General features: G+C 63.2%; 13 protein-coding genes and 1 pseudogene. 6 read left to right on the top strand and 8 right to left on the bottom strand.

Annotated features, from left to right (window positions below):
- The first annotated feature begins 102 nt into the window (after positions 1–102).
- Positions 103–777: a PspA/IM30 family protein gene (locus QNO18_RS16330; RefSeq protein ID WP_283178531.1), complete on the top strand. Its 675-nt coding sequence runs from the start codon at positions 103–105 to the stop codon at positions 775–777.
- Positions 778–1,200: 423 nt separating this feature from the next.
- Here QNO18_RS16330 and QNO18_RS16325 read toward each other — a convergent pair whose 3' ends face one another.
- Together QNO18_RS16325 and QNO18_RS16320 are read right to left on the bottom strand one after the other, a co-directional pair.
- Positions 1,201–2,223: an aspartate-semialdehyde dehydrogenase gene (locus QNO18_RS16325; RefSeq protein ID WP_283178530.1), complete on the bottom strand. Its 1,023-nt coding sequence runs from the start codon at positions 2,221–2,223 to the stop codon at positions 1,201–1,203.
- A gap of 295 nt (positions 2,224–2,518) precedes the next feature.
- Positions 2,519–3,762, bottom strand: a pseudogene (locus QNO18_RS16320) (MFS transporter).
- Positions 3,763–4,160: 398 nt separating this feature from the next.
- Between QNO18_RS16320 and QNO18_RS16315 the strand changes: the two are divergent.
- The gene (locus tag QNO18_RS16315; protein WP_283178823.1) at positions 4,161–5,759 is read left to right on the top strand and encodes an alpha-amylase family glycosyl hydrolase; all 1,599 of its coding nucleotides are present in this window, start codon (positions 4,161–4,163) and stop codon (positions 5,757–5,759) included.
- A 201-nt stretch (positions 5,760–5,960) separates the two neighbouring features.
- Entirely contained in the window at positions 5,961–7,166 is a 1,206-nt protein-coding gene (locus QNO18_RS16310) for an MFS transporter (RefSeq protein WP_283178529.1), read from the top strand.
- A 64-nt stretch (positions 7,167–7,230) separates the two neighbouring features.
- Here the strand turns inward: QNO18_RS16310 and ilvD are convergent, their stop codons facing one another.
- Positions 7,231–9,069 carry a dihydroxy-acid dehydratase gene (ilvD, locus tag QNO18_RS16305; protein WP_283178528.1) on the bottom strand — a complete coding sequence of 613 codons (1,839 nt, stop codon included), beginning with the start codon at positions 9,067–9,069 and terminating at the stop codon, positions 7,231–7,233.
- A gap of 218 nt (positions 9,070–9,287) precedes the next feature.
- On the opposite strand from ilvD, the gene QNO18_RS16300 reads away from it, so the two are divergent.
- The 3 genes from QNO18_RS16300 to QNO18_RS16290 all read left to right on the top strand — a co-directional run bounded on the left by QNO18_RS16300 (position 9,288) and on the right by QNO18_RS16290 (position 11,629).
- Positions 9,288–9,671, top strand: a complete 384-nt coding sequence (locus QNO18_RS16300; RefSeq protein WP_283178527.1) for a hypothetical protein — start codon at positions 9,288–9,290, stop codon at positions 9,669–9,671.
- Entirely contained in the window at positions 9,668–10,183 is a 516-nt protein-coding gene (locus tag QNO18_RS16295; RefSeq protein WP_283178526.1) for a hypothetical protein, read from the top strand. Before QNO18_RS16300 ends, QNO18_RS16295 begins: the two co-directional genes overlap by 4 nt.
- A gap of 135 nt (positions 10,184–10,318) precedes the next feature.
- Positions 10,319–11,629 (top strand): MFS transporter, encoded by a 1,311-nt coding sequence (locus QNO18_RS16290; protein WP_283178525.1) that lies wholly within the window; start codon positions 10,319–10,321, stop codon positions 11,627–11,629.
- 66 nt (positions 11,630–11,695) lie between these two features.
- On the opposite strand, the gene glnT is transcribed toward QNO18_RS16290, so the two are convergent.
- The 5 genes from glnT to QNO18_RS16265 form a co-directional block, all read right to left on the bottom strand.
- Positions 11,696–13,039: a type III glutamate--ammonia ligase gene (gene glnT / locus QNO18_RS16285; protein WP_283177264.1), complete on the bottom strand. Its 1,344-nt coding sequence runs from the start codon at positions 13,037–13,039 to the stop codon at positions 11,696–11,698.
- Positions 13,040–13,145: 106 nt separating this feature from the next.
- A complete protein-coding gene (locus tag QNO18_RS16280) occupies positions 13,146–14,483 on the bottom strand; it encodes an FMN-binding glutamate synthase family protein (RefSeq protein WP_283177263.1) in 1,338 nt (445 codons plus the stop codon).
- An 11-nt stretch (positions 14,484–14,494) separates the two neighbouring features.
- Complete coding sequence (locus QNO18_RS16275) at positions 14,495–15,178, bottom strand: GXGXG domain-containing protein (protein WP_283177262.1); 684 nt, start codon at positions 15,176–15,178, stop codon at positions 14,495–14,497.
- A gap of 1 nt (position 15,179) precedes the next feature.
- Positions 15,180–16,070, bottom strand: coding sequence for a glutamine amidotransferase family protein (locus QNO18_RS16270; RefSeq protein WP_283177261.1), 891 nt, complete (start codon positions 16,068–16,070; stop codon positions 15,180–15,182).
- 186 nt (positions 16,071–16,256) lie between these two features.
- Positions 16,257–17,195 (bottom strand): hydrogen peroxide-inducible genes activator, encoded by a 939-nt coding sequence (locus tag QNO18_RS16265; protein WP_283178524.1) that lies wholly within the window; start codon positions 17,193–17,195, stop codon positions 16,257–16,259.
- Positions 17,196–17,203 lie beyond the last annotated feature (8 nt).

Raw genomic sequence — 17,203 nt, 5'->3', positions numbered from 1 at the left:
CGCTCCGATCCGATCCTTGAACGGTGTTCATTTTATTCTTGAACGTCGTTCACAGCTGTGGTTCATGGGGATTTGAACGGTGTTCATACCATGGAGGCGGAGATGTTCAAGACCCTGATACGCATGAGCCGCAGCCGCAGCTTTGATCTGACCCGGGATATCAGCGATGCGAGGGCGCTTGCGGACCTGCGCCAGCAAATCAGCGACTGCGCGGTGGCTGTGCAATCCGCGCAGCGCGCGCTGGCACTGGTGACGGCCCGGTCTGCCCGCGAAAAGCAGATGCTGATGCGGATCGACGCGCGGATTGACGATCTGGAGACCCGCTGCCTCGGCGCGCTGGCGATCGACCGCGATGACCTCGCGGGCGAGGGCGCCGCCGCGATTGCCCGGCTGGAGAGTGACCGCAAGGCGATGCGGGCGGCGCTCGACACAAATCAGCGCGAGATTGCTGCCCTGCGTCGCCACCTCGCCGAGGCCGAACAGCGGATGCGTGAGCTGGACTGCGGCAGTCAAATCGCGACAGCGGCTGAAGACCAGAGGCTGCGGGGGGAGATGACGACTGGCGTGACCGTTGCCATCACCGAGGCCGAGGCGACGTTGGCCCGGCTGCAGGAGCGCCAGCAGATCATCGAGGTCAGCGAGACCTCTCTTTCCGCGCTGACCAGCTGCCAGAGCGCCGAGGCCATCAGCGCCCGCATGGCTGCCGCCGGCTGCGGCCCGGCGCTGGAAACCGACGCGGCGGCAGTGCTCGCCCGTCTGAGATCCCGCCAGAACTGACCCCATTCCCCCGGAAACCCAGCAGAGCGCCATTCAGATGACCAACCTGCCGATCCGCAGCTCGAAAGCTTTCAATGTGTTCAGCTCGTCAGTTTCATATTGGCCGCCGCGATGATGGCGGGCGGGATCTGTTTCATGGAGACGAGCTTCGCCGCCAGGGGCTTTTTTGCCATGGCCGCACTGATGCGGGTCAGCTCCACCGTCGGCGCGCCCAGGGCTCTGCGAGGCAGGGAAGATTCCGAGAGCGTCTGTAAAAGGCCGGAAGAAGTTTCGGGCACCCGTGCGTGACAGGGCGGGCATGACAGGGGGCGTGGCGTGGAGCCCGGACCCGGCACCGGATCTGCTGATCCGGACTGGGCCTCAATGAAAACAGCGCGACAGAGAAATCTGCCGCGCTGTTTCTGTCTTTCGTCACGTAAGGGATCAGCCCTTTTTCAGCACCCGGTTGCCCAAAAGCTCGGCGATCTGCACTGCGTTCAGTGCGGCCCCCTTGCGAAGGTTATCCGAAACACACCACAGCGCGATGCCATTATCGACAGTCGGATCCTGACGGACGCGGCTGACATAGGTGGCGTATTCCCCCACCGATTCGATCGGGGTGATATAGCCACCCGGCTCGCGCTTATCGATCAGCATGATGCCGGGTGCCTCGCGCAGGATATCCTGGGCTTCCTGCCAGTCCAGCGGTTCTTCAAACTCGATATTGATCGCTTCGGAATGGCCGACAAACACCGGCACCCGCACGCAGGTTGCGTTCAGTCTGATCTTCGGATCGAGGATCTTCTTGGTCTCGGCGACCATTTTCCACTCTTCTTTGGTGGAACCGTCGTCGAGGAAGACGTCGATATGCGGGATCACGTTGAAGGCGATCTGCTTGGTGAATTTCTTCGGCGGCACTTCATGGACCGGGTTATAGACCGCTTTGGTCTGCTCCCAGAGCTCGTCCATGCCTTCTTTGCCGGCGCCCGACACGGACTGATAGGTCGAGACGATCACCCGTTTGATCTTCGCGCGGTCATGCAGCGGTTTCAGCGCCACAACCATCTGCGCGGTCGAGCAGTTCGGGTTCGCGATGATGTTCTTCTTCGTATAGCCCATGATCGCATCGGCATTCACTTCCGGCACGATCAGTGGCACGTCGGGGTCATAGCGGTAGAGCGAAGAGTTATCGATCACCACGCAGCCGGCGGCAGCCGCTTTCGGCGCGTAGATTTTCGTCGCATCCGAGCCAACGGCAAACAGCGCCATGTCCCAGCCGGTGAAATCGAAAGTGTCGAGATCCTTGGTCTTCAGGGTCTTGTCGCCAAAGCTGACTTCAGTGCCCAGCGACTTTCTCGATGCCAGAACGGCAATCTCGTCCACCGGGAACTCGCGTTCAGCGAGGATGTTCAGCATTTCGCGGCCCACGTTGCCCGTGGCTCCCACGACGACGACCTTATAGCCCATCGGGGTTCTCCTGTTACCCTGACCCTGCAAGTCGCGCAGGGTAAGCCCGTCCCGGATCATCCGGGAACGAGGCCCCTTATCTGATCGCGGCAAGGTGGTAAAGCGCGTTTGGCGACGGGGGCATATCTCATGGCATTGTCAGCGCCTGTGTTCCGACCGGGGAAGCCTCCGGCGGGGATATTTAAGGACAGATGAAAAGCCTTTGCTGATTTCATCTGTCTCTAAATATCCCGGGGGAGGGCGGCGCAGCCGCGAGGGGGCAGAGCCCCCTCTGCCCGGGTTCAACAGGTACCGCTCAGGCCGGTTGCGCCAGCGGTTGCCGTTCACGGATTGGCAGATGCACCAGGGCGGAAAACGCACCCACGCCCACACCGATCCACCAGACCAGGGTATAGTCGCCATGAAGGTCATACATCTTGCCCCGAGCCAGACGCCGAGGAAGCCGCCGATCTGATGCGACAGGAACACAAAACCGTAAAGTGTTCCCATATAGCGAAGCCCCCAAAGATGCGCGACCAGTCCCGAGGTCAGCGGCACCGTGGCCAGCCAGAGCGAGCCCATCACCGCCGAGAAGATCAGGACCGAGGCCGGGGTGATCGGCAGCAGGAAAAACACCGCGGCTGCTATGGTGCGCAGCACATAGATGCCGCAAAGGAGGTATTTTTTCGTATAGCGCTTGCCCAGCCAGCCCGCAAAAATGGTGCCGGCGATATTGAAGAACCCGATCACCGCAATCGAGACCGCTCCGAGCGCAGAGGTTGTCGTGATCCCGATCATCGCAAGAAATCCACCGGGATCAATCGCGCCGCAGAAATCGGTGACAAAGGCCGGAAAATGCGCGGTGATAAAGGCCAGCTGATAGCCGCAGGAAAAGAAGCCAAGGAAAATCAGCGTGTAGGATGGGTCTTTGAAGGCGCGGCGCAGAACCTCGCCGAGGCTTTCTTCCAGCTCGGCCTTTGAGGCGACATGTTCAGACCGGATGAAGGGCAGCGCGAACAGCGACAGCAGCACCACGCCGGCAAAGATCACGAAGACCCATTGCCAGGAATAATACTGCATCAGGAACTCGGCCATGGGCGCTCCGAAAACCTGGCCCGCCGACCCCGCCGCCGTGCCGATCCCGAGCGCCATCGAGCGGTTTTCGGGGGCGGCGGCGCGGCCGACGATTGCGAGGATCACGCCAAAGCCGGTGCCTGCGATCCCGAAGCCGATGATCACTGCCAGCATCTGATGTTGCCAGGGCTGGGTGGCCATCGCCGTCAGCACAAGACCAAGCGCATAAAGCAGGGCACCGCCGATGATCGCCCTGCGATCCCCGAATTTCTCGGCCAGTGCGCCGAAGATCGGCTGGCCGATCCCCCAGGCGAGATTCTGGATCGCGATGGCCAGGCTGAATTCGCTGCGCGCCCAGTGGAATTCGGTCGCGACCGGGATCTGGAAGACGCCGAACGAGGCGCGGATCGCGAAGCCGATCATCAGGATGACCGAACCCGCGATCAGAACGGGGGTCATCAGCGGGGCTTTGGTGGCGGCGGTCATCTGTGACATCGGGTATTCCTTCTCGCGTCGCGGCACCCTGCGCCGGGCCCCGGGTGGCGTCAAATGCTGAATTGTGATGCATACAAGCGCCCGTGTTCCGGCGCGTGTCAGCCTCACCGGACCTGCCCTCTTGCCCCCGCGACCGGGCGGCGCGAATGTGAGCGCAAACGGGGGGCTGCGACGGAGGCGCGGGAATGCCGGAATGTGCGCGTATACCGGCTGTTCTTATCATGCAGCGGGTGGGGGCCCGCTTTGGGAACGAAGCTGCCGCCATAGGTGCTTTTGCAGCCGGCATGTCCGTGCGGCGGCCCGCGCCATGGCAGGGGGTTAGTCGCGGCAGGGTTTGAGACGTTTCAGGATATAGTGGGTTCAGTGAGGAGGCGGGCGTGAGCAATGCGGTGGGTGACTGGTGGAAGGGCGCGGTGACCTATCAGGTCTATCCGCGCAGCTTTCAGGATTCGAATGGCGACGGGGTCGGAGACCTGCCAGGCATCACCGCGCGGCTGCCATATCTGGCGGGGCTCGGGGTGGATGTGGTCTGGCTCTCGCCGGTGTTTCGAAGCCCGATGAAGGATATGGGCTATGACGTGTCAGACTATATCGATATCGACCCGGTTTTCGGAACGCTCGCCGATTTCGACACGCTGATCGCCACGGCGCATGACCTCGGGCTGAAGGTCATCATTGACCAGGTGATCAGCCATTCGTCAGATCAGCACCCGTTTTTCACGGAAAGCCGCGCCTCGCGTGATAATCCGCGCGCCGACTGGTATGTCTGGGTGGACCCCGACCATGACGGCACGCCGCCGACGAACTGGCTTTCGGTCTTTGGCGGCCCGGGCTGGACCTGGGATGGCCGCCGCCGCCAGTTCTATATGCATAACTTCCTGACATCGCAGCCCGATTTCAACTACCACAACCCGGAGGTGCAGGACTGGGCGCTCTCGGTTCTGCGCTTCTGGCTGGAGCGCGGCGTGGATGGCTTTCGCTTTGATACGGTGAACTACTATTTCCACGACCGGAAGCTGCGCGACAATCCGGCTGACTGGCGCGATCTCGCCGATCCGCCCGACAATCCCTATGACATGCAGGATCACCTGTTCGACAAGAACCGGCCCGAGAACCTGGCCTGGCTGAGCCGGATCCGGGCGCTGCTGGATGACTATGGCGCGGCGAGCGTGGGCGAGGTCGGCGACACCCACCGCGCGATCCAGATGATGGGCGACTATACCGCGCCGGGGCGTCTGCATCAGTGCTATAGTTTCGAGATGTTCGGGCGGAATTTCACGCCCGGCTATTTCCGCGACCGGATCGAAGCGTTCTTCAGCGGCGCGCCCCAGGGCTGGCCGATGTGGGCCTTTGCCAATCATGACGTGCCGCGCCAGGTGACGCGCTGGCTGCCTTATGCGGTCGACCAGGACAGCCTTGCGAAACTGGCGGGCGCGCTGTTGCTGTCATTCGAGGGCTCGATTTGCCTGTGGGAGGGTGAGGAGCTCGGCCAGACCGATACCGAACTCGGCTTTGAGGAGCTGACCGATCCGCAGGGCATTGCCTTCTGGCCGGCGCCGGTCGGGCGCGACAATACCCGCACACCGATGGTCTGGGACGCAAGCGCCAATGGCGGCTTTACCACCGGCACGCCATGGCTGCCGGTGAAGGCGCCGCAGCTGGCGAGGAATGTCGCCGCGCAGGAGGGCGCCCAGGGCTCGGTTCTGGAAAGCTACCGCGCGATGCTGGCCTTCCGCCGCGCCGAGGCTGTGCTGCGCGACGGAAAAACCACCTTCCTGACCGCGCCCGATCCGGTGCTGGCCTTCCTGCGCGGCGACCTTCTGTGCCTCTTTAACCTTGGCAAGGAGGAGGTCAGCCTGCGCCTTGACGGTGAGGGGAGCCAGACCGGTCCGTCGCAGGGCCTTGGGCTGACGCCCGGCATTGTGCGGCTGGACGGCAATGGCTTTGGCTTTCTGCGGATCACCGGCGGGATCCCGGGGCTGAGCTGAGGCGCGGGCTGACCTCTGAGGGGCGGCTGAGCGGCACAATCCCGCCTGATCGACGGGCGTTTTGCCCATTGTTGTGCCTTTTGCAAACCTGCCCTGCATTCGCGCATAGACTGGCCCATGGACAGCCGCCCGCCGTTATCGCAAACAACGCCAAAAGGCTGACCGGCAGATTCCGGTTTCTCATTTCATATCAGGTGCCCCATGTCCCCGCCGCTCAGTGGCTCTTCCGCGCCCGGCCGCTCTTCCGATTATCGCTGGGCGATCCTTGCGCTCGCCCTTGGCGCTTTTGCCATAGGCACGTCTGAATTCGCCTCAATGGGGCTTTTGCCCTGGTATGCGAAAGACCTTGGTGTGCCGGAGGCCGAGGCCAGCAAAGTCGTCGCGGCCTATGCGTTCGGCGTGGTCGTAGGCGCGCCGCTGACCTCGTTTCTGGGCGCAAGACTGCCCCGGCGGCGCTACCTGGCCGGGCTGATCGCAGCTTACGGCGTCCTGAACCTGCTGGCGGCGCTGCTGCCGGGCTTTTCGACGCTGCTGGTGACGCGCTTCCTTGCCGGGATGCCGCATGGTGGTTTCCTTGGCGTGGCGATGCTTTTTGCCGCCGATGCGCTGCCGCGCGAGCAGCGGGCAAAGGGCGTCACCCAGGTCATGCTGGGGCTGACGGTTGCGAATATCGTCGGCGTGCCTTTCGCGGCGCTTTTGGGCCAGGGCCTTGGCTGGCGGTTCGGCTTTGCGCTGCCAGGCGTGCTTGCGCTGATTTCAGCGGTGCTGATCCTGAAACTGGCGCCACGGGTCGGCGTAGACCCCAATGCGCGCCCGATGGATGAGCTGCGGGCTTTGTTCAACCCGTCAGTCCTGCTGACACTTGCGGTGGGGCTGATCGGCTGCGGCGGGCTTTTCGCGGTCTATTCCTTCCTCTCGGCGGCGATGCTTGCGACTGCGAACCCGCCGGACTGGGGCGTGACGCTGATGCTGGCCATGTTTGGCGTGGGGATCACGCTGGGCTCGATCCTGGCGGCCCGGCTGACGATCCGGCTCGGAAATATGAAAGCGGCGCTGTCCCTGCTGATCTTTATGATCCTGGCGCAGGCCTATGCGTCTTACGCGGTGGGCGACTGGGTGCAGATGACGCTGTCCGCCTTCCTGATCGGGCTGAGTTCGGGCGTTTTTGTGCCGCTGCAGACCCGGCTGATGGATGTCGCGGGCAAGGCGCAAAGCATGGCGGCGGCAATGAACCACGCGGCCTTTAACGCGGCGAACGCGCTTGGGCCGCTGGCCGCCGGCTTCGCGCTGCATTGGGGCTACCGGTCCTCGGGGATCGTGGCGATCGGTTTTTCGGTGGCCGGGATCGCGATGCTGGGCATCCTGGCCCATTACGCGAAGACCCATGAGGCGCCGCAGGCGAAATAAGGCGAAAAATGAAAAAGGCGGGTGAGAGGATCACCCGCCTTTTTTGTTCACGCCTGGCCGCAGATTACTCCGGCAGAATGCGCACCGCACCCTTATCGGCCGAAGACGCAAAGGCCGCATAGGCCTTGAGCGCGGTGGTCACATTGCGCTTTCTTGGCTGTGCGGGTTTCCAGCCCAGACGGTCCTGTTCGACGCGCCGCGCGTCCAGTTCCGCCTCGGGGACCGCGAGCGTGATCGTGCGGTTCGGGATGTCAATCTCGATCAGATCGCCGTCCTTCACAAGGCCGATGGTGCCGCCGGCTGCCGCTTCGGGGCTGGCATGGCCGATGGAAAGGCCCGAAGTGCCGCCCGAGAACCGCCCGTCGGTGATCAGTGCACAGACTTTGCCGAGGCCCCGCGATTTCAGGTAAGAGGTCGGGTAGAGCATTTCCTGCATCCCCGGCCCGCCTTTCGGCCCCTCATAGCGGATCACTACCACATCGCCGGCCTTGACGCCCTTGTTCAGGATGCCTTTGACCGCCGCGTCCTGGCTTTCGAACACCACAGCCGGGCCCGAGAATTTCAGGATCGACTCGTCGACGCCTGCGGTCTTCACGATACAGCCATCCAGCGCGATATTGCCCTTCAGGACCGCAAGCCCGCCCTCTTTCGAAAACGCATGTTCGACCGAGCGGATCACGCCCTTTTCGCGGTCGGTATCAAGGCTTGGCCAGAGCGAGCTTTGGGAGAACGCAACCTGCGTCGGCACCCCACCGGGGGCAGCGAGATACAGTTCCCGTGCCTCGGGGTTGTTCGTCACCGCGATGTCCCAGGCGGCAAGCGCCTCGCCCATGGTCTCGGAATGGACGGTCGGGCAGTCGCGATTGATCAGCCCGCCACGGTCGAGTTCGCCCAGCAGCGACATGATGCCGCCGGCGCGGTGGACATCTTCCATATGCACGCCCGCCACGTTCGGTGCGACCTTGCTCAGGCAGGGGACTTTGCGCGACAGCGCGTCGATCTCATCCATGCCGAAATCAACGCCGCCCTCGCGGGCAATGGCCAGCAGGTGGAGCACGGTATTGGTCGAGCCGCCCATCGCGATATCAAGCGCCATCGCATTATCAAAGGCCGCGCGGCTGGCAATGGTGCGGGGCAGCACATTCGCGTCATCCTGCTCGTACCAGCGCTTTGCCAGCTCGACGATCATCCGCCCCGATTTCAGGAACAGCCCCTTGCGGAAGGCATGTGTCGCCAGCGTCGAGCCATTCCCCGGCAGTGCCAGACCAAGCGCCTCTGCGAGGCAGTTCATCGAATTGGCGGTGAACATCCCCGAACACGAGCCACAGGTCGGGCAGGCGGCCTTCTCGATCGCATCCACATCTGCGTCAGACATTTTGTCATCCGCCGCAGCCACCATCGCGTCAACGAGGTCGAGCTTGACCTCACGCCCGTCACCGAGCGTCACCTTGCCGGCCTCCATCGGCCCACCCGAGACGAAGATCGCCGGGATGTTCAGACGCATCGCGGCCATCAGCATGCCGGGGGTGATCTTGTCGCAATTCGAGATGCAGACCATGGCATCGGCGCAATGCGCGTTGACCATATATTCAACCGAATCCGCGATGATCTCACGCGAGGGGAGCGAATACAGCATGCCGTCATGGCCCATCGCGATCCCGTCATCGACGGCGATGGTGTTGAACTCTTTCGCGACACCGCCCGCCGCCTCGACCTCACGCGCGACCATCTGGCCGAGGTCTTTGAGATGGACGTGACCGGGCACGAATTGGGTGAACGAATTCACAATTGCGATAATCGGCTTGCCGAAATCGCTGTCCTTCATCCCCGTGGCGCGCCAGAGCCCGCGGGCCCCGGCCATATTGCGGCCATGCGTGGTGGTTCTGGAACGATAGGCTGGCATCTGGCTGTCGTCTTTCGCCTGAGAGCCTCCCGCCGCACCTCCTCCGGGTGACGGTCTGGCAGGAAGCCGGGTTTGGGGTTTCCTCACTGAGTTAACGTAAGCGGGGCGCGGTTTAAAGGGCTGTTACAGGTTTGCGGCTTCACGACCGGGGCAATGGTTGGCCAGGCTGCGCCCGCGTGCTAGTCCGGGGTCAGGCAGAGGTCAAAGCGGAGGCAAGGGTGACAACGGGGCTGGCTCAGGCAGACCTGATTGCGGTGCTTGCCGCAGTGACCGGCGACGCGCCCCGGGTGATGACGGTTGCCGCCGGCGAGGCGCTGCCCTCGGGCCCGTTCACCTCGTCACATCGCAGCCTGCAGGCGGGGCTCAGGGACTGGATCGAAAGCCAGACGGGGCATCCGGTGGGGTTTCTGGAACAGCTCTACACCTTTGCCGACCGTGACCGGGGGAAGACGCGGATCTGCGGCGCATCTCGATCTCCTATCTCGGTCTGGTGCGCGAACAGGCGGCACCCGGGGCCGGGCGGCCAGAATGGCATGGCTGGTATGAATATCTCCCCTGGGAGGATCACCGCAGCGGCCTGCCCGAGGGCTGGCAGCACATGATTGCGGCCCTGAACCTCTGGGCGGCCAGCGATCCCGGTCGCGTGCAGCGGGTCTCCCATGCTTTCGGCCTTGATGGTCAGGCCTGGAATGAGGATCTGGTTCTGTCACGCTATGAACTGCTCTATGAGGCCGGGCTGGTTGGCGAAGCCAGTGACAAGATCGGAACAGGGCGGGCAGGCGCAGGGCGCGCCATGCAGGGAGATCATCGCCGCATTCTGGCAACAGGGATCGCGCGGCTCAGGGCCAAGATCAAATACCGCCCCGTGGCCTTTGAACTTATGCCGGAGAGCTTCACGTTTCTGCAGTTGCAGCGCCTGGTTGAGGCACTGATCGGCCTCAGGCTGCATAAATCGAATTTTCGCCGGCAGATCGACCAGCAGGACCTGATCGAGGAAACCGGCGAGACCACGGCCGAATCCCGGGGCCGGCCCGCCATGCTGTTCCGCTATCGCCCGGCAGTGCTTGAGGCACGCGCGCTCGCCGGCACCAGGCTGCCGGTCAGCCGGGGCTGAGCCTTTCGCGAAATCTGTCAAAGTTGGAATTGACATAAACTCACATCGAGTATATTTCGCTCCCGCCTATATATGCTCATTTTGAGTATATTTTATCAGACACCCCGGAAAATGGGGGACAGGGAAGGGATGACGATGACCGCTATTGCAGTCGACACAGTGCTGGAACGGGCGGGGACCGGCAGGTTCCAGCGCCGGCTTCTGGGAGTCTTTGGCCTCGTCTGGACGGCGGATGCGATGCAGGTGCTGGCCGTAGGCTTCACCGTCGCCTCCATCGCGGCCAGTTTCGGGATGGAAGTGCCGCAGGCCCTGCAGACCGGCACGCTGTTCTTTCTGGGCATGCTGGTGGGCGCCTCGGTTTTCGGGCGGCTCGCGGATCGTTTCGGGCGCCGCAGGATCCTTCTCATCACGGTGGCGATGGATGCGGTTTTCGGCATCGCCTCGGCCTTTGCCCCGGATTTCACCACGCTGCTGGTCCTGCGTTTCCTGACCGGCCTCGCGGTTGGCGGCACGCTGCCGGTGGATTACGCGATGATGGCCGAGTTTCTGCCGCCGTCACGCCGTGGCCGCTGGCTGGTGATGCTGGAAGGCTTCTGGGCGGTGGGCACCGTAATCGTGGCACTGACCGCCTGGGCGGCGAGCAGCTGGGGCGGGATCGAGACCTGGCGCGTGATCTTTTTCGTGACCGGCGTGCCGGCGGTGATCGGCATCTTCCTGCGCTTCTGGATCCCGGAAAGCCCGTTGCACCTTCTGCGCGAAGGGCGCGAGGCCGAGGCAAAAACCGTTCTCGATCAGATGCTTGTCATGAACGGGAAAACCGGGACTGGCACCGCGCGGATTGAGCTGCCCCGGGCCACGGGCGCAACCGGGATCTTCTCGCCGGCGCTGATCCGGCGCACCATCCCGATGCTGGCGGTCTGGTTCCTTGTCTCGATGAGCTATTACGGGGTCTTCACCTGGATGCCGGCGCGGCTGGCGAATGAGGGCTTCGGCTTTGTACGGGGTTATGGCTTCCTCGTGGTGCTGGCCCTGGCGCAGATCCCCGGCTATGCGCTGGCGGCCTGGGGGGTTGAGGCCTGGGGGCGGCGCAAGACGCTGATCAGCTTTCTTGTCCTGAGCGCGGCGGCCTGTCTTTTGTTCACCCTCTCGACCGGTCCTGTGCTGATCGCGACCGCGCTGATGGTGATGAGTTTTGCGCTTTTGGGCACCTGGGGCGCGCTTTATGCCTTCACGCCCGAGCTTTATCCGACCGCAAGCCGTGCGACCGGCATGGGGGCGGCCGGGGCGATGGCGCGGCTGGGCGGCTTGCTGGCGCCTTCGGTTCTGGTGCATCTCTTCATCCAGGACACGGCCATGGCGATCGGGCTGTTCTCGGGCCTCCTGGCCCTGGCGGCGCTGCTGGCCTGGACGATAGATGCCGAGACCAGGCAAGCCGCATTGAACTGACAGATTTGCAACAGAAAACGCCGCCCGGAGATCATTCCGGGCGGCGTTTCTTTCACTTATCTGACCTCAGATATCGAGAGTATTTTGTTTTTCCCATTGTGTGAAATGGCCGCAATATTCGTTCCATTCCTGGGTTTTCATCTTGATGAAGGCGTTTGAGAATTCCTCGCCGAGGGCGGCTTTGAGGCCTTCATCGGCGTCGAAGGCGCGGATGGCGTCGAGGAGGTTCAAAGGCAGTTTCGGCGCGTCTTTGATCAGATGGCCTTCGGTGTAGAAATTGATGTCGGAGCGCGGGCCCGGATCGGCATTGGTGCGGATGCCGTCGAGGCCGGCGGCGAGGATGACGGCCTGCATCAGATAGGGGTTTGCGGCGCCGTCGGGCAGGCGGAGCTCGAACCGGCCGGGGCCGGGGACGCGGACCATATGGGTGCGGTTATTGCCGGTCCAGGTCACCGAATTCGGGGCCCAGGTGGCGCCTGACGAGGTGCGGGGCGCGTTGATGCGCTTGTAGCTGTTCACCGTCGGGTTGCAGATCAGCGCCAGCGCCGAGGCGTGTTTCATGATGCCGCCGAGGAAGGCGCGGCCCTTATCGGAGAGGCCGAGCTCTTTGCTGTCATCGGAAAACGCGTTTGCCTTGCCGTCCATGGTCCAGACCGAGATATGGGCATGGCAGCCATTGCCGGTCTTGCCCATCAGGGGTTTGGGCATGAAGGTGGCGCGCAGCCCGTATTTCTCGGCCAGAACGCGGGTCATGAATTTGAAGAAGGCGTGCTTGTCGGCGGTGGCCAGCACATCGTCATATTTCCAGTTCATCTCGAACTGGCCATTCGCGTCTTCATGGTCGTTCTGATAGGGTTCCCAGCCGAGATCGAGCATCGCATCGGCGATCTCTTTGATCAGGTCATAGCGGCGCAGGATGGCGTTCTGATCATAGCAGGGCTTGACCGCATCGTCGAATTCATCGGCGACAGCGGAGCCATCGGGGTTGAGCAGGAAGAATTCCGGCTCGACGCCGGTTTTGACGCGCAGGCCCAGCTCGGCGGCTTCATCGACCAGCTTCCGGAGCACATTGCGCGGCGCCTGGTCGAGGGGCTTTTCCGACATGACCGGGTTCGAGGCGACCCAGGCGACTTCGGGGTTCCAGGGCAGCTGGATCACGGTCGAGGGGTCGGGGACGGCCAGCATATCGGGATGCGCCGGGGTGACGTCAAGCCAGGTCGCAAAGCCTGCGAAACCGGCGCCATCCTTGCACATTCCCTCGATCGCGCAGGTCGGCACCAGCTTGGCGCGCTGATAGCCGAGAAGGTCAGTGAAGGAGATCATGAAATAGCGGATGCCGCGTGCTTCGGCATATGCCTTCAGTTCGGCACCGGTCTGCGGCTTTGCGCTTTGCCCTTTGTCCAAGGCCATTTTGTTCGATTCCCTGTTGTTTTGATGCAGCTGGCCCGTCGAGGGGCTGGCCCGATGTTGTGAAAGGGAAAGCCGGCCCAGATCCGGACCGGCTTTCCAAAGCAGTTCAGTAGCCGCCGCGCCCCGGGATCCAGCTGGTTCCCGCGAGTGGCACGCCCGCCATGGCGGCAGATTCCACCGTCAGCGCGCAGAGATCCTCCGGTTCGAGATTATGGACATGGTTCTTGCCGCAGGCCCGCGCGATGGTCTGCGCCTCCAGCGTCATCACCTTGAGGTAATTCGCGAGCCGCCGCCCCGCCTGGACCGGGTCGAGGCGCTTTTGCAGCTCGGGGTCCTGGGTGGTGATGCCGGCGGGATCCTTGCCCTCATGCCAGTCGTCATAGGCCCCGGCGGTGGTGCCGAGCTTCTGGTACTCAGCTTCCCAATGCGGGTCATTATCGCCAAGCGCAATCAGCGCGGCGGTGCCGACCGCGACCGCATCGGCGCCAAGCGCCAGGGCCTTGGCCACATCGGCGCCGGTGCGGATGCCGCCCGAGACGATCAGCTGCACTTTGCGATGCATGCCCAGATCCTGCAGCGCCTTCACCGCCTGGGGCAGTGCAGCGAGCGTCGGCTGGCCGACATGTTCGATGAACACGTCCTGGGTCGCGGCGGTGCCGCCCTGCATACCGTCGATCACCACGACATCGGCGCCCGCTTTGACCGCCAGCGTCGTGTCGTAATAGGGCCTTGCGCCACCGATCTTGATATAGATCGGCTTCTCCCAGCCGGTGATCTCGCGGATCTCGAGGATCTTGATCTCGAGGTCATCGGGGCCGGTCCAGTCGGGGTGACGGCAGGCCGAGCGCTGGTCGATACCCTTGGGAAGGTTGCGCATTTTGGCAACCCGGTCCGAGATCTTCTGCCCCAGAAGCATGCCGCCGCCGCCCGGTTTGGCGCCCTGGCCGACCACCAGTTCGATCGCATCGGCGCGGCGCAGATCGTCAGGGTTCATGCCGTAACGCGAGGGCAGATACTGATAGACCAGGGTCTTGGAATGGCCGCGCTCTTCGGGGGTCATGCCGCCGTCACCGGTGGTGGTCGAGGTGCCCGAAAGCGTCGCGCCGCGGCCAAGCGCCTCTTTTGCCGCGCCCGACAGCGCGCCAAAGCTCATCCCCGCGATGGTGATCGGGATATCGAGCGTGATCGGCTTTTTGGCGAAACGGGTGCCGAGGACCACTTTGGTCTCGCAGCGCTCGCGGTAACCTTCCAGCGGATAGCGCGAGATCGAGGCGCCAAGGAACAGGAGGTCGTCGAAATGCGGCAGCTTGCGTTTGGCGCCACCGCCGCGGATGTCATAGATGCCGGTCGCCGCGGCGCGGCGGATCTCGGAATTGATCTCCTGGCTATAGGTCCAGGACTGGCGCGGCACGGTCTGCGGGATCACTTTTTGCTCGTCTTTCATGGGCATGATCCTCAATAGGCCGACGCATTGTCGATGTTGAAGTTATAGAGCTTGCGGGCCGAGCCGTAGCGTTTGAACTCTTCGGGCTTTGCATCCGCGCCCGCCTGGGCCAGCAGGTCCTGGAGGATGGCGATATGCTCGGGGCGCATCTCTTTCTCGATGCAATCGGCACCGAGGGATTTGACCGAGCCGCGCACGAAAAGCCGTGCCTCGTAAAGGCTGTCGCCAAGCGCGTCACCGGCATCGCCCAGCACCACCAGATTGCCCGATTGTGCCATGAAAGCCGACATATGGCCGATATTGCCATGCACGACGATATTGATGCCCTTCATCGAAATGCCGCAACGCGATGATGCATTGCCTTTGATGACCAGAAGCCCGCCATTGCCGGTCGCCCCGGCATATTGGCTGGCATCGCCCTCGATCACGACGGTGCCCGACATCATATTCTCGGCCACACCCGGGCCCGCCGAGCCCTTCACGGTGACGGTCGCCTGCTTGTTCATGCCGGCGGTGTAATAGCCGGTCGAGCCCTTGACGGTGACTTCGATCGGGGCATCAAGGCCGACGGCCAGCGCATGGCTGCCCTTGGGATTGGTGATCTCCCAGGCGGTGGCATTGGTCTGGCCTTTGGTGGCCTGCAGCGTCGCGTTCAGGTCGCGCAGAGTGGTGGTTGCAAGGTCAATCGTCTGCATATCAGTGCTTCCAGAAATAGACGGTTGCGGGTTCCGGTTCCCAGACGCGGGCGTCCTCGATCCCCGGCAGGTTGACCAGCGCGCGGTATTCCGATCCGAAAGCGACATATTGATCGGTCTCGGCCATGACCGCCGGTTTGCAGGCGATCGGGTCGCGCACCACGCCAAAGCCGTCTTTGGTGCCGACGACGAAGGTGTAGAACCCGTCCAGCACATCAAGACCGGCGCGCAGCGCGTCACCAAGCTCGACGCCCTGGGCCAGCTGATGCGACAGCCAGGCGGCAGCGACTTCGGTATCGTTCTGGGTCTCGAACGTCACGCCGTCGCGGATCAGCTCGCGGCGCAGCGAATTGTGGTTCGAGAGCGAGCCGTTATGGACGAGGCACTGATCAAGCCCGGTCGAGAACGGGTGTGCCCCCATGGTGGTGACCGCCGATTCGGTCGCCATCCGCGTATGGCCGATCCCGTGCCGGCCCGACATTTTGGAGACGCCAAAGCGCGCCGCCACATCTTTCGGCAACCCGGTCTCTTTATAGATCTCGATCGAATCGCCGGCGCTCATCACCCGCACATCCGGCCGCAGAGCCGCAAGGGCCGCCCGCGCAGGCGCGATCTTATCCGCCGCAAGCGTCAGGATCGCATGGCTGTCCTTGCGCGAAAGCGAAACCTTCGCCCCGATCGCCGCCCCGAGATCCGCCTCAAGCGTCGCAAAATCGCGATCCGCAAAGGCAGACTGAACCGTCAGCTTGCCCCCCGCATCATCGCCGTAAATCGCGATCCCCGCAGAATCAGGACCGCGATCCGTCATCGTGATCAGCATATCCGTCAGCAAACGGCCCAGATCGGGCTCCAGCGAACGGTCCTTCAGAAAAAGTCCAACAATCCCGCACATCGAAGCGGCTCCCTATTAGCTCTGGCGCAAAGCAATCCTAACAACCAGACAAACAAACACACAAGAAATAAAGTTGAATATAAGGAAAGCTGTTGGCGCATTTTCCGGCGACTGCCGGATTTCCGTGCAGCCGCTGCAGAGCAGCAAGGCGGACGCCGGCGGCGCGCGCAGGAAAGGCGCGTAAAATCAGGGCTGATGCGGGCCGCCATACGGTGGGCTTTGCGGTGGCAGCATGACGGGCAGACTTTGCTTCAGCAGTGCAGCAATCCGAACAAGCTGGGGGCCAAGCGGGTTTGACCGGCGCCAGACCATGCCGATCACACGTTTCGGATGCGGTGCGGCAAGCCGGTCGACGGCAACCTGGGCCGATTTCGTCTCGATCGGCAGCGCCATTTCGGGAATCAGTGTCACCCCGATTCCCGCACCGACCATCTGCACCAGCGTCGAGAGCGAGCTGCCCTCCATCAGATCGCGCGGCGCGCGGGAGGCCGGGATCTTGCAAAAGGACAGCGCCTGATCGCGGAAGCAATGGCCCTCTTCCAGCAAAAGAAGCCTCATCTCGGCCAGCCGCGCCGCATCCGGCACCGGGCGTCCGGCATCCGAGCGGGGGCGGACCAGCAGGAATTCCTCCTCGATCAGCGGCACCTCCTCAAGCGCGGGTTCCGAGACCGGCAAGGCAAGGATGGCAAGGTCAAGCCGCCCCTCGGTCAGATCGGTCAAAAGGGTGCGCGTCACCGCCTCGCGCGGGCGCAGATCAAGCGCGGGCCAGCGTCGGGTCAGATGCTGGATCAGGCCGGGGAGAAGATAGGGCGCGACCGTCGGAATGACACCGATCCGCAAAATGCCGCCCGGCTCGTCGCCCGCAGCGCGCACCAGATCGCCAAGCTGGTCGACGCGCCGCAGGATATCACGGGCACGGGTGGCAAATTCCTCGCCCAGAGCGGTCAGACGGACCTGTCGTGCCGCGCGTTCCACCAGCGGCGCGCCGATCAGAGCCTCCAGCTCGCGGATCTGCATCGACAGCGCCGGCTGTGAGATCGCACAGGCCTCGGCGGCACGCCCGAAATGGCCGATCCGTGAGAGCGCTTCGAAATAGCGCAGATGTTTCATAGACAGTGCATTCATAAGAACAC

This window comes from Gemmobacter sp. 24YEA27, from assembly GCF_030052995.1.
In the GTDB taxonomy this organism is placed as follows: Bacteria; Pseudomonadota; Alphaproteobacteria; order Rhodobacterales; family Rhodobacteraceae; genus Pseudogemmobacter.
This window is presented reverse-complemented; position numbering and strand designations above follow the sequence as displayed.